Annotated in this window: 11 protein-coding genes; 5 read left to right on the top strand and 6 right to left on the bottom strand. The window is 36.3% G+C overall.

The genetic code is table 11. The features are described 5' to 3' along the window. Nucleotides 1–160 precede the first annotated feature (160 nt). Both ACMA47_RS11610 and ACMA47_RS11605 read right to left on the bottom strand, forming a co-directional pair. Nucleotides 161–1828, bottom strand: a complete 1668-nt coding sequence (locus ACMA47_RS11610; protein ID WP_413929910.1) for a GLPGLI family protein — start codon at nucleotides 1826–1828, stop codon at nucleotides 161–163. A gap of 188 nt (nucleotides 1829–2016) precedes the next feature. Beyond that, nucleotides 2017–3222, bottom strand: coding sequence for an RsmB/NOP family class I SAM-dependent RNA methyltransferase (locus ACMA47_RS11605; RefSeq protein WP_413929909.1), 1206 nt, complete (start codon nucleotides 3220–3222; stop codon nucleotides 2017–2019). Between the two features lie 607 nt (nucleotides 3223–3829). On the opposite strand from ACMA47_RS11605, the gene ACMA47_RS11600 reads away from it, so the two are divergent. Next, nucleotides 3830–4174, top strand: a complete 345-nt coding sequence (locus ACMA47_RS11600; protein WP_034697018.1) for a zinc ribbon domain-containing protein YjdM — start codon at nucleotides 3830–3832, stop codon at nucleotides 4172–4174. Between the two features lie 301 nt (nucleotides 4175–4475). Here ACMA47_RS11600 and ACMA47_RS11595 read toward each other — a convergent pair whose 3' ends face one another. Next, a complete protein-coding gene (locus ACMA47_RS11595; protein WP_413929908.1) occupies nucleotides 4476–5411 on the bottom strand; it encodes a sulfate/molybdate ABC transporter ATP-binding protein in 936 nt (311 codons plus the stop codon). Between the two features lie 75 nt (nucleotides 5412–5486). Here ACMA47_RS11595 and ACMA47_RS11590 point away from each other — a divergent pair, with 75 nt between their 5' ends. Continuing rightward, nucleotides 5487–6146, top strand: a complete 660-nt coding sequence (locus tag ACMA47_RS11590; protein WP_034697022.1) for a YceI family protein — start codon at nucleotides 5487–5489, stop codon at nucleotides 6144–6146. Nucleotides 6147–6272: 126 nt separating this feature from the next. Further along, the gene (gene pheS, locus ACMA47_RS11585) at nucleotides 6273–7283 is read left to right on the top strand and encodes a phenylalanine--tRNA ligase subunit alpha (protein WP_129041812.1); all 1011 of its coding nucleotides are present in this window, start codon (nucleotides 6273–6275) and stop codon (nucleotides 7281–7283) included. 279 nt (nucleotides 7284–7562) lie between these two features. On the opposite strand, the gene ACMA47_RS11580 is transcribed toward pheS, so the two are convergent. Beyond that, entirely contained in the window at nucleotides 7563–8333 is a 771-nt protein-coding gene (locus tag ACMA47_RS11580; RefSeq protein WP_120233515.1) for a DUF3108 domain-containing protein, read from the bottom strand. A gap of 153 nt (nucleotides 8334–8486) precedes the next feature. Here ACMA47_RS11580 and ACMA47_RS11575 point away from each other — a divergent pair, with 153 nt between their 5' ends. Beyond that, nucleotides 8487–9542 carry an NAD(P)/FAD-dependent oxidoreductase gene (locus tag ACMA47_RS11575; RefSeq protein ID WP_034697025.1) on the top strand — a complete coding sequence of 352 codons (1056 nt, stop codon included), beginning with the start codon at nucleotides 8487–8489 and terminating at the stop codon, nucleotides 9540–9542. A 12-nt stretch (nucleotides 9543–9554) separates the two neighbouring features. Then, nucleotides 9555–9884, top strand: coding sequence for a 2Fe-2S iron-sulfur cluster-binding protein (locus ACMA47_RS11570; RefSeq protein ID WP_034697026.1), 330 nt, complete (start codon nucleotides 9555–9557; stop codon nucleotides 9882–9884). Nucleotides 9885–9960: 76 nt separating this feature from the next. Here the strand turns inward: ACMA47_RS11570 and ACMA47_RS11565 are convergent, their stop codons facing one another. After that, nucleotides 9961–10542: a TIGR00730 family Rossman fold protein gene (locus ACMA47_RS11565; RefSeq protein ID WP_413929907.1), complete on the bottom strand. Its 582-nt coding sequence runs from the start codon at nucleotides 10540–10542 to the stop codon at nucleotides 9961–9963. Between the two features lie 219 nt (nucleotides 10543–10761). Then, nucleotides 10762–12204 (bottom strand): aminoacyl-histidine dipeptidase, encoded by a 1443-nt coding sequence (locus ACMA47_RS11560; protein ID WP_413929906.1) that lies wholly within the window; start codon nucleotides 12202–12204, stop codon nucleotides 10762–10764. Nucleotides 12205–12267 lie beyond the last annotated feature (63 nt).

Genomic DNA, 12267 nt, shown 5'->3' with positions numbered 1-12267 from the left:
GAAATGAATGTGATTTCCATACGAAATAAAAATGACATATTTATTAATCTATGGTAATTAATTATATGAATTTTACCCCTTACTTTGTGGCTCGAAATAATTTTTTTTCATCATTTGTGTTTTTACCTTCTTGCAATTCTCATGCAAGAAGGTTTTGTTTTTATTGTACTCCCAGTAATGTTCCAGAAACATTCCATGAGCTGAAACTTGTTCCTTCTGTAGGTCCCTGCGGAATTTTTACCTGTATCGTGTGTTTACCTGCTTTCAAATCTCCCAGAGGAATGAAGTTAGGATTGGTAACCGTTCCCGGGCACCAGTTTGATCTGCTGAGGTCTGAGGATGAAAGCCCATCCTGGAAATTTCCAGAGGCAGGATTGTATAAACGGTAGGAGCCACAATCTGTTCTCCAGGGTACAAATGAAAATACAGCATTTCCATCCATGAATATAGAATTCGCTTTAGGAACAAATTCATCACCATTTTCCCAACCGCCGTGTCCTGTTGTGGTATATCTTAGCTGTGCATTTTTCAGATCTTTATCCAAAGTGAAAGTAACAAGAAGCCCTTTATCCTGATTGAACATGGTAGAGTAATCCTGTCCTGCCATTTCCATAATATTTAACGTATTGAATAAAGGAATAGCGATATTGTTTTTATTAACGGTCTGATCACTTTTATGAATCGTAATATCAAGGCTCACTTTATGTCCTCCTTTATCATAATTGCCGATAAATGTACCTATCCAAAGTTCTTTTCCTGATAAAGCTGGTTTCAATTCTGTGATATCCTGTCGGTAAGGACTGCTGGTCTGCCAGTCTTTTCCTTTAAGCTGAATATGATTGAATTTCTGGATGCCAAAAGCAGTAAAGAATCTCATCATTTCCATGGCAGGACTATAATTGTTGGTAGCGGTTACTCCGTAATATTGCTTTCCATTTCCGTTTTCGTAAAGAGGAAGTGTTTTTGCTCCCTTTTCCAGGCCGTCAAAAAAAGACTTTTCTTTATCCTGTGGAATGAAAAATACAGTTCCGGTTCTGTCATAGGCATCTCCGTTGGATTGTTGTTTCAATTCAACAAAAATATTTTCTCCTTCTGTGATGGCAGGAAATTGTATTTTTTTCAGAATGATGGTTCCGTTGGCGTATCTTTTTATTTTGTCATCAGATTTTGAGGCATCAGAGAAATTGATGGTTTCATTTTCAAAAACATTCAGTGTGGTAAATCTGCTTTTCCAAAGGAGGTCTTTATATCCCAGCTGATCGGTTGTCTGTATGTTTCCTTTTACAATGCTTTCAATTCCGGTATTTTTGATTTTTTTGATTGAACTGGCTGTAACTAAAGAATTTTTATTTCTCTCTACTTCCAGAACCAACCCTAAATTCTGTCCTAAAACAGAAGGGCCACCTTTCAGTTTTAAATCATTCGTGTACCAGACTTCAATAGTATTTGAATTGACTTTTGTAACCGCTTTTTTACAGTTGTATCCTAAGATCTTTTTTGTTTCATTGGTGAGTTCAAAATTTTGTTTTCCCACCGACTCTGCATCTGATGCTGAAATAATGGATGCCGGTTTTAAGAATGCATAAGAAACAATCGTGTTAGACGGCTTTTCTACCTTAGTAATCTCATAAGGATAGCTGCTTTTTTGTTCTTTGATGGTACTGTTGAGAATGAAATTTTCCTTCTCATTGACCCAAACGATGGTAGAAGGCTGATCCGTTGATACCTTTCCGTTATAAGAACTGGTGTACTGGATTTCATAGGTCTGTGCAGAAAACAGACAGTACGCGAAAACAGCCAGAAAATTGAAAATGATTCTTGTATGCATAAATAAGTGAGTTTGCTGCAAAGGTATTCTAAACTTTCTACAGCATCAAACCGGTTTTAATCTATACAGTTAGTAGACAATGGGGTTGAAATGTTACAAAAATTGTTACATTTTTTCGGAAAGGGTTTAAAATAAAAAAACTACTCCAGAAAATAGAGTAGTTTAATGTATTGTTTGTGGGGTTTGGATTAAGAAACTCTCTCAATCAAAGCCATATAGAATCCGTCATAGCCTTCGCTAGGCATTACTTTTTCATCTTTAACCATCTTGAATCCAGGATTATTTTTGATGAACTCATCTACCTGAAGATTGTTTTCAGATGGAAGGATAGAACAGGTAGCGTATACCATTTTTCCTCCTTTTTTAAGCATTTTAGAGTAGTCCTGAAGGATTTGTTGTTGCTCCTTTTTAATTCTGTCAATAAAGTCCTGGTCAATTTTCCACTTACTGTCCGGGTTTCTTTTCAAAACGCCAAGACCAGAACATGGTGCATCAATCAGAAGTCTGTCAGCTTTTTCATGAAGACGTTTGATTACCTTGTTGTCAGAAATCATACGGGTTTCAATATTGTGCGCTCCCGCTCTCTTGGCACGACGCTTCAGTTCGGCAAGTTTCCATTCGAAGATATCTAATGCTACAATCTGACCTTTGTTTTTCATTAATGCTGCCAGGTGAAGCGTTTTTCCACCAGCACCAGCACAAGCATCTACTACTCTTTGTCCTTCTTTTACATCAAGGAAATACCCGATTTTCTGAGAAGAAGCATCCTGAACTTCAAATAACCCTTCTTTGAAAGCCGTAGTAAGGAAAACATTTTTCTTCTCTTCCAGCTGAACGGCATCAGGATAATTTTTAATAGGATAAGAAACAACTCCTTCATCTGAAAGGTCGGAAATAAGTTCTTTAGTTGTTGTTCTTAAAGAGTTTGCTCTTAAAACCGTAGGAGCCTGCTCATTCAAAGCAGCCATTTCTTTTTCCCAATTAGCACCTATTTCTTTTTCAAGAGTTTCAGCTAGCCATTCAGGAATAGAGTGTTCTATTGCTTTTGTAGGAACAGTGTTCTTTTTAAGTTTGGTAAGAATATCGGCGATTTTGATTCCGTCAAATTCTTCGAATTTCTTATAATTGGTTTTACTCCAAAGTAAATACGCAATGATCAGTTTGTAGATATTGTTGGGTTTCACGCCTTCACCCATATAGTATTCAAGGCGTTTTTTCCAACGGATAATATTGTAAAAAATTTCAGAAACAACGGCTCTGTCCTGGCTTCCCCATTTTCTGTTTGCTTTCAAAAGTCTTTCAATAACTTTATCGGCATATTTGTTTTTCTCAAAAAATGTCTCCTGTAAGGCATCGTGAATTCCGATTGCCAAGTTTCTGTGAATAAGTTCCATAAATTTGCTTCGCTGTTTGAATCTGCAAAAATACGACTTTTAATTGAGAGTTGAAGATTTGGGTGGGAGAGTTTGAGAATAGGAGCGATGAAGGAGGATTGTGGATGGTGAATGGTGAATCCACTTCGCTTGTGAATTTTGGGGTTTGGGTTTCCGGTTGAGAGGTTATGACTAATTATATATTATACAGATCAGTTTTCTAATGGAAGGCTGCGCCTTCACCATTCACTTTGCAAAGCAAAAATTGACTATTGACAATCTGAGATTCAGTAGTGAATGGTCCATCTGTTTATTGATTTTTTAAAGGGTAGAAATACATTTTAATGCTGAATTTGTAAAGATTTTCCGAATATTTATATTTTTTATTTGTTGACAATAGCCTTTCCCTTTCAAATGAATAAGCCTATGTTTTTGCTTAATGAAAAATATTTGCTGACAAAATATACACTGTTCATTACTATACTTTATTTTCTTTGTGGCAAGTTTATTTAATTTATGTTAATTCACCATGTCGTGTTATAGTAATGTACGCTTATTATCTACTATACTGAACTTTATCTCTTGACTTCAACCTCTAAAAATTTCTACCTTTGCGAAAAATAAGAATATGAGTGATACAATACTTTGTCCAAAATGCAGCTCCGAGTTTACTTATCCGAGCGATAATATGATGGTATGTTCCCAATGTTTCTATGAATGGGATCCGGCAGAAGTAGCTGCTGAGGCTGCCAATGAAGGAAAAATTCTGGACTCCAACGGAAATGAACTTCAGGATGGAGATTCTGTAGTGGTAGTAAAAGATCTTCCGGTAAAAGGAGCACCAAAACCGGTAAAAGCAGGGACTAAAGTGAAAAATATCCGTCTGAGACCGGGAAGTGATCACAATATTGACTGTAAAATTGATGGTTTTGGAGCAATGGCTCTTAAGTCAGAATTTGTAAAGAAAGCGTAAGAAAACTTCGTTTTTTTATGCCTAAAAATAAGAAAAGGAAAAAATTGGACAGTGTAATCTTTCGAAAGACTTAATTGCAAGATTGCTAATGTCCGTCCGGAAGGCAGAAAGAGAATTAACCAAAAATTTCCTTATACTTTAGAAATACAAATGTAAGAAAAAGTTTCATATACAGATTCTTATGTTTGTATTTTTTTATTGATAAGTGTAAGTAAATGTATAAGTTATGCAACGAATATTGAAAGTTAAAACGGGCTCATAGAGAATGGTCTGTTTCACTTTTACTGCTAAGTCTTTTCGCTTAAATAAACGAAATATTTATGGTTCCTGAAATTTTCTCATACGTATACACAACAAGCTCCTTTCCTTTTGCTCTTAATTTATTCCAATAATAATTTCCTGCAAATCTGCTTTCCAGAACTTCGGCTTCGAGACCTGCTTCTGTAATTTTGATTTCTTTTGGATAATAAGAGAACTTTTGAAGCTGGAAATCTTCCGCTTCAGCCTCACTGAAAATATTCACTTCTCCGAATAATTTAGCAACATAAGAGTTGTAAGGATTTCTGTAGGTCTCTTCCGGGCTGTCATTCTGAATCAGTCTTCCGTCCTGCAGAATAACAATCTGATCCAGCCATGGCATAATATCCTGAAGTTCATGAGTGGAAATAATCAGAGAAACGCCATGCTGTTTTACATATCTGAAAAGCCTTTCCCTAAGTTCAATTTTTCTCGGAAAATCCAGATTACTGAAGGGTTCATCTAAAATAAGAAGCTTGGGAAGTACGGACAATGCTCTGGCAATCGCGACTCTTTGCTGTTGTCCGCCGCTTAGGTATTTTGGAAGTACATTCGCAAATTCCTGAAGCCCTACTACTTCAAGAAGCTCCGTTACGGTTTCTTTTTTTTGTTTTAAATTGATATTAGAAATAAATTTTCCTACGTTTTCAGCCACTGTAGCGTAAGGCATAAGATCAAAATTCTGTGCTACGAATTTCATTTCAGGCTCTCCTGGAACAAGATTTCCTTTAGGTCCCAAAAGCTTTGTTCCGTTAAAAATAATCTCTCCGCTTTCCCAATCCAAAAGACCATAAATAAGGTTAAGAAGAGTAGATTTTCCACATCCGCTTTCACCTGCAAGAGCTATAATTCTGTTTTCTTCAAACCTTAGGTTAAGGTTCTGAAACAGGGGATTTTCTTTGTTGTGAGAGAAAAATAAATTGTTTATTTCTAATAGCATATTACAAATGTAAGGTTTTTATGAAAACATAATTTTTTTTATTATATTAGCGGAACTAATAAAAATAAATCAAAAATGAGAAAAAAACTGTTTTCGTTAGCTATTCCTGCATTATTTATTGCTGCTGTAATGGTTTCTTGTAAAAAAGACAAACCACTTACCAGTGAAAGTAATGAGGTGACGACTACTAAAGAAGGTAGCCAGTTCACTTTGGATACGCTAAACAGTAAGGTTGAATGGAAGGGATATAAAGTATTTAAATCTGAGAATACAAGTCATTTTGGAACAATCAGGTTTGAAAGTGGAGATGTGACGGTGAAAGACGGAAAACTGGAAAGCGGAAAATTCGTTGCTGATATGAACTCTTTAACTTCTGTGGATTTGAAAGACAGCCCGGAAGATTTAGGAAAATTAAATGGCCACCTGAAAAGTGGAGATTTCTTTGAAGTTGAAAAATTCCCAACAGCTTCTTATGAGATTACAAAAGTTACTCCGGCTACAGAAGGTGATTATAATACTCTTTTAGATGGTAATTTAACGATTAAAGGAATTACAAAACCTGTTCAGTTTAAGGCTAATGTTTCTGTGAAAGATGGAGAAGTAAGTGTAGCTACTGAACCGAAAGATATCAAGAGAGAAGAGTTTGGAGTGAAGTTCCAGGCTCCGGCTGAAAACGGCGTGATTAAAGACGAGGTAACTCTTCAGATCAGCGTTAAAGCTTTAGAAAAGAAATAATTTTTTTATTTAAGTGAAATAAGTGATTGAAGTCTGCCTCCCGAAAAAGAGGCAGATTTTTTTTTGACGGACTTATTATTCAACTTAAAATCGTATTTTTGCAAAACATTTTGAAAGGGTAAAACAATGATAGAAAAGATAGAAGAATTACTGGTCGAAGTAAATGGCTTCAATGCTACCTCTAAGGAAGATATCGAAAACTTCCGAATCAAGTACAATGGTAAAAAAGGGGTTCTTAATGATTTTTTTGAAAAATTTAAAGAAGTTCCTAACGACCAAAAGAAAGAATTCGGACAGAAGATCAACACTTTAAAACAGGCAGTTGCTGTAAAACTGGAGGATTTGAAAAATGCTTCAGCATCTTCTGTTGTGGTTGAAAAAGAAGATCTTACAAGACCCGCTTTTCCATTGGAATTGGGTTCAAGACATCCGATCAATCTGGTAAAAAACAGAATTATTGAAATCTTCAAATCTATTGGCTTTGCTGTGGCAGACGGTCCAGAGATTGAAGATGACTGGCATAACTTTACCGCGCTTAACCTTCCGGAATACCATCCGGCAAGAGATATGCAGGATACATTCTTTATTGAACAGAATCCTGATATTCTTTTAAGAACGCATACTTCTTCCGTACAGACCCGTTATATGGAAGAAAATCAGCCGCCTATTAGAATTTTATCTCCGGGAAGAGTGTTCAGAAATGAAGCAATCTCTTCACGTTCTCACTGTATTTTCCATCAGATTGAAGGATTATATATTGACGAAAATGTAAGCTTTGCAGATTTAAAGCAGACTATTCAGTTCTTTACAACTGAGCTTTTTGGAAAATCTAAAATCAGAATGAGACCTTCTTTCTTCCCGTTCACAGAGCCAAGTGCTGAAATTGATGTGTATTGGGGATTAAACTCTGAAACAGATTACAGAATTACGAAAGGAACAGGATGGCTGGAGATCATGGGATGTGGAATGGTAGACCCTGCCGTACTGAAAAATGTGAATATTGATTCTGAGAAATATTCAGGATATGCATTCGGAATGGGTATTGAAAGAATTACCATGCTTCTTTACCAGATGAGTGACATCAGAATGTTCTTCGAAAATGATATCAGAACACTGGAACAGTTCAAAACACTATAAAAAATCAAACCTCCGGAGCTCCGGAGGTTTTTTGTTTTTAATTACTGACCTAAGAAACAAAACGTAATTAAAAACTGATCTTATTGAAAAATTTACACGTGCCTGTTTCTTATGCCCATACTTCGGTTCGAATCCGCTAGGTACCTCAAATGAAGTATTGACATGCTGCAGCTCTTTGTCTGCCTCTATTATAAAGACAATCTGTATTAAGAATATATTACATAAGAAATAAAAAAAGCCTGTAAAATTTACAGGCTGTATCTTTAAAACTGACGATTGTTAATTACTGAACTTTAAAGGATATTTTACATTCTTATAATCATCGATACTTGCTTTCAGTGATCCTACTGCAAGTTCTGCTTTCAATAACATAGGAACGTGGTTGGCATCATTGGAAACCCACATGGTTACGCCTTCTTTTTCTTTGAATACTCTTCCGCTTTTTACCGATGGAATAATCTTCAAACAATTGATCGTCCCAAATTTTGTCTTTAAATTTTCTGTTCCTGTTACCTTCAGCTGAAAAGGAAACATTTCATCATCAATCCATACATTCATATTAATAACAGTTCCCACTTTCAGTTCATCCGGGCTTTTACTTCTTAAATAATAGAAGCAGGAAAGCATATCCTGAACGCCTTTTACTGATTTTAAAACCTTAGAACCATTGGCCGGAGTCTTTTTATCAGTTAATATTAAAGTATTATTATCGTGATTAAAAACCGTTTCAAAATGCTGGCGGTAACTTCCTTCACGTACATTTCTGACATAAAAACTTGGTAATCCCGTCTGTGTATTGATGAAACTTTCATATAAGTCTTCTACTTTGAAGAACGCTTTTACAGCACCTGTGGTCTGTCCTGTTCCTTTTACATAAAGATGAGGAACTCCTTTGTAGGTGGTTTGCTTAGTTGTAAGATTGGCTGTTCCGGCATTAAGGAAGCCGTAATGGATTCTTAAAGTAATAGATTCGCCATCCGCGATATTATCAATCTGGGCTGAGCCAAAAAAGAATATTAATAATGCAAAAAGGATTGAAATTTTCTTCATAACAAGACATTTACAAAAACATTGCCAAATTTAAAATCTTAATTGATAGATATTTGACAAATCTCAGGTTTTTATTTAGAATCAATTAAATATGCTTCGCATTAAAATTAGTAAATTTGCAGTTACATGTATAATTAAATTATCTTAAAGATTATGATAACCACTGATATATTGATCATAGGTGCGGGACCTACAGGACTTTTTGCAGTTTTTGAAGCTGGTTTATTAAAAATGAAGTGTCATATTATTGATGCGCTTCCACAGCCGGGAGGGCAATTGGCGGAACTTTATCCTAAAAAACCGATCTTCGATATCCCTGGTTATCCTTCAGTAAATGCTGGAGAATTGGTGGATAATTTAATGGAGCAGATCAAACAGTTTCAACCTGGATTTACTTTAGGAGAAACAGCTGTTTCCTATACAAAAGTAGATGATGAGTGGTTTGAAGTGATCACAAATAAAGGAACTGTTCACAGATGTAAGGCGATTGCCATTGCAGGTGGATTAGGAACTTTTGAGCCTAGAAAGCCTACTTTCGATAATCTTGCTGATTATGAAGAGAAAGGTCTTGAATATTTCGTTAAAGAACCTGAACATTTCAGAAACAAAAAAGTAGTGATCGCCGGAGGTGGAGATTCTGCTTTGGACTGGAGTGTTTTCCTTTCAAACGTTGCAAGTGAAGTGACTTTGATCCACAGAAGAAATGAGTTCAGAGGAGCTTTGGATTCTGTAGAGAAAGTTCAGGATCTGAAAAACCAGGGGAAAATCAAATTAATTACTCCTGCTGAAGTTACCGGTATTAAAGGGGACGGAAAAGTAGAAGCGATCACTGTAGAAGTAGAAGGGCAGGAAGCTTACGATATTGAAACAGATTATTTTATTCCATTATTCGGATTGACTCCAAAATTGGGAGAGATCGGAAACTGGGGACTGAATATCGAGAAAAATGCAATTGTTGTAAACAATGCTCTTGATTATCAAACCAATATTGATGGTATCTACGCTATCGGAGATATCAACACATACCCTGGAAAACTGAAGTTAATCCTTTGTGGTTTCCACGAAGCTACTTTAATGTGTCAGAGTGTGTATAACAGACTAAATCCTGGTAAAAAATTCGTATTAAAATATACAACGGTAAGTGGTGTTGACGGATTTGACGGAAGCCGTAAAGAAGCAGAGAAGGCAGTTGTGAAAAAAATTGACTAATTTTGCAGAATTATGTCAGACGTTAATATTAAAATCACCGACAGAGAAGGTGTAACCCACGATGTCGTAGCTCCTACGGATATGTCCATGAACTTAATGGAAATTATCCGTTCCTACGAATTGGCAGAAGAAGGTACTATTGGGGTATGTGGAGGAATGGCGATGTGTGCTTCATGCCAGGTATATGTAATCAATGATCCCGGTTTGGAACCGATGGGAGATGAAGAAGATGCCATGTTGGCTGAAGCTTTCCACGTGAAAGACAACAGCAGATTGGGATGTCAGTTGCATATTGCCGATGCCATGGAAGGACTCGAAGTGGAAATTGCTCCTTATCCTTAGAAAATATTTTTTAATCTTAATAAGAAACCCGTCCGGATTATTCGGACGGGTTTTGTTTTTTATAAAACTTTACCATTTAAATCTCTTCCTTAGAAATCCACTTTCCAACCGTAGGAGCCTGATAATTTCTCATCTTTTCCAACAGATCACCAATGGTATCGCTGATCAGTAGCATATCTCTGTTTACCTGTTTTAAAAATCCTTTATCGACCATGGTTTGAACAAGTTTGATAAGATCATCGTAAAATCCGTCAATATTCAAAATTCCTATCGGTTTTTTGTGCAGTCCGAGCTGTGCCCATGTGATCATCTCGAAAAACTCTTCCAGCGTTCCATAACCACCGGGAAGAACGATAACTCCATCACAAAGTTCATTCATTTTGGTTTTTCTTTCATGCATAGTTTCAACGATGATGAGTTCTGTCAGATTTTTGTGAGCAATTTCTTTGGATTGTAAAAAGTGGGGAAGGACTCCAATGACCTTACCTCCTTCGGCTAATGCTCCGTCTGCAATGGTTCCCATTAAACCAACATCAGCACCGCCATAAATAAGCTGTATACCTTGTTGAGCTAAAGTTTGTCCCAATAAAAATGCCTGTTCTTTGTAAATGTCGTGCGAACCAAAACTTGAGCCGCAGAATACGGTGATACTTTTCATTGTATAAGATTTGTTTTTTTATGCTATTGTTGGGATGCTTCGACAAGCTCAGCATGACGCTGCTAAAAATTGATCTCTAAAAAAGCAGTTAGTATTAGAGAGGTCATGCTGAGCCTGTCGAAGCACTTTTTATTTCAATTAAATAAATATTTTCAGATTAAAACTAAAAATATCCAAAATCATAAGACTTTGGATATTCAATATAGTTATTTTAATGTTCTATTTCTGAGGAATATTCGCTAAAATATCTTTCAGGAAGCTCCAGAATTTCTGAGTAGAAGGGATGTTTGCCTTCTCATCAGGAGAGTGAGCTCCTCTGATGGTTGGTCCAAAGCTTACCATTTCCATTTCAGGATAGTTGGCACCGATGATTCCACACTCAAGACCAGCATGACAAGCTACTACATGAGGTTTTTCAGTGAATTTTTCAATATAAAGCTTCTCCATTAGTTGTACAATCTCTGAACCTGGTTTTGGTTTCCATCCTGGGTAAGAACCACTGAATTCAACATTCATTCCAGCTAGTTCTGCTACAGATTTTAATTGTTCTGCTACTGAATATTTGGAAGAATCTACAGAAGATCTTGTAAGGTTTAAAATCTTAAGTTCTCCGCCTTTCAGTTCTACTCTTGCTACGTTGTTGGAAGCTTCTACAAGATCAGCTACATCCGGACTCATTCTGTATACTCCGTTGTGAAGAGCTTTTAAAGTAAAGATCACTTTTTTGGAATCACCTTCTGAAATAGTTTTATCAGAAGAAGTAGAGTTCTCAATATTGATCTGAAGTCCCGGTTCTACAGTCGCGAATTCTTCTAAGATATCTTTTTTAAGAGCCGTTGCATGGTCTATAAATTCCTGAGCATTTCTCACAGAAATAACAGCAGCTCCTTCTCTTGGAATGGCATTTCTCAACCCTCCGCTATCGATAGAGATTAATTCAATATTCTGGTTTTCCAGTCCACTGTAAAGAAGTCTACCTAAAATAATATTGGCATTTCCAAAACCTTTATGGATATCCATTCCGGAGTGTCCACCCTGAAGACCTTTTACTTCAAGTCTTACAATTTGTCCTTTTGAAGCTTCTGTTGAATACGTTTGAGTAATGGTTACATCTACACCTCCTGCACAGCCGATATCAATTTCATCATCCTCTTCAGTATCAAGATTCAATAGGATTTGTCCTGTCAATTGTCCTGGCTTTAATCCTAAAGCACCTGTCATTCCTGTCTCTTCATCAATCGTGAAAAGAGCTTCCAATGCAGGGTGTGGAATATCTGAACTTTCAAGGATAGACATAATGGTAGCTACTCCTAAACCGTTATCAGCTCCTAAAGTAGTTCCTTTAGCCTTTACCCAGTCACCATCAATTTCCATTTTAATTCCTTCCGTTTCAAAATCGAAATTCACATCATTGTTTTTCTGGCAAACCATATCAAGGTGCGATTGAAGCACGATAGATTTACGGTTTTCCATTCCTGCAGTGGCAGGTTTTTTAATAATAACGTTTCCTACTTCATCTACCGTAGTTTCCAGTCCTAAATCTTCACCAAATCCTTTGATGAAAGCAATCACTTTTTCCTCTTTTTTTGAAGGCCTTGGAACTGCATTTAATTTGGAGAAGTTTTTCCAGATAATCTGCGGTTCTATATTAGATAATTCCATTGAATTTTATTTTTCTCAAATTTACGAAATAAAAAATGCTTCTGTTGAGTTACAGAAGCATTT

The sequence above is a fragment of the Chryseobacterium sp. T20 genome (genome assembly GCF_047345655.1).
Lineage (GTDB): Bacteria > Bacteroidota > Bacteroidia > Flavobacteriales > Weeksellaceae > Chryseobacterium.
The sequence above is the reverse complement of the archived record's forward strand: the minus strand, read 5'-3'. Positions and strand labels throughout refer to the sequence as shown.

What these genes read in the sequence shown, in the direction of transcription:
- ACMA47_RS11600 (WP_034697018.1), top strand. Translation starts at nt 3,830, where the DNA reads ATGAGTGATACAATACTTTGTCCAAAATGCAGCTCCGAGTTTACTTAT.
- ACMA47_RS11595 (WP_413929908.1), bottom strand. Translation starts at nt 5,411, where the DNA reads ATGCTATTAGAAATAAACAATTTATTTTTCTCTCACAACAAAGAAAAT.
- ACMA47_RS11575 (WP_034697025.1), top strand. Translation starts at nt 8,487, where the DNA reads ATGATAACCACTGATATATTGATCATAGGTGCGGGACCTACAGGACTT.
- ACMA47_RS11560 (WP_413929906.1), bottom strand. Translation starts at nt 12,204, where the DNA reads ATGGAATTATCTAATATAGAACCGCAGATTATCTGGAAAAACTTCTCC.
- ACMA47_RS11565 (WP_413929907.1), bottom strand. Translation starts at nt 10,542, where the DNA reads ATGAAAAGTATCACCGTATTCTGCGGCTCAAGTTTTGGTTCGCACGAC.
- ACMA47_RS11570 (WP_034697026.1), top strand. Translation starts at nt 9,555, where the DNA reads ATGTCAGACGTTAATATTAAAATCACCGACAGAGAAGGTGTAACCCAC.
- ACMA47_RS11610 (WP_413929910.1), bottom strand. Translation starts at nt 1,828, where the DNA reads ATGCATACAAGAATCATTTTCAATTTTCTGGCTGTTTTCGCGTACTGT.
- pheS (WP_129041812.1), top strand. Translation starts at nt 6,273, where the DNA reads ATGATAGAAAAGATAGAAGAATTACTGGTCGAAGTAAATGGCTTCAAT.
- ACMA47_RS11605 (WP_413929909.1), bottom strand. Translation starts at nt 3,222, where the DNA reads ATGGAACTTATTCACAGAAACTTGGCAATCGGAATTCACGATGCCTTA.
- ACMA47_RS11580 (WP_120233515.1), bottom strand. Translation starts at nt 8,333, where the DNA reads ATGAAGAAAATTTCAATCCTTTTTGCATTATTAATATTCTTTTTTGGC.
- ACMA47_RS11590 (WP_034697022.1), top strand. Translation starts at nt 5,487, where the DNA reads ATGAGAAAAAAACTGTTTTCGTTAGCTATTCCTGCATTATTTATTGCT.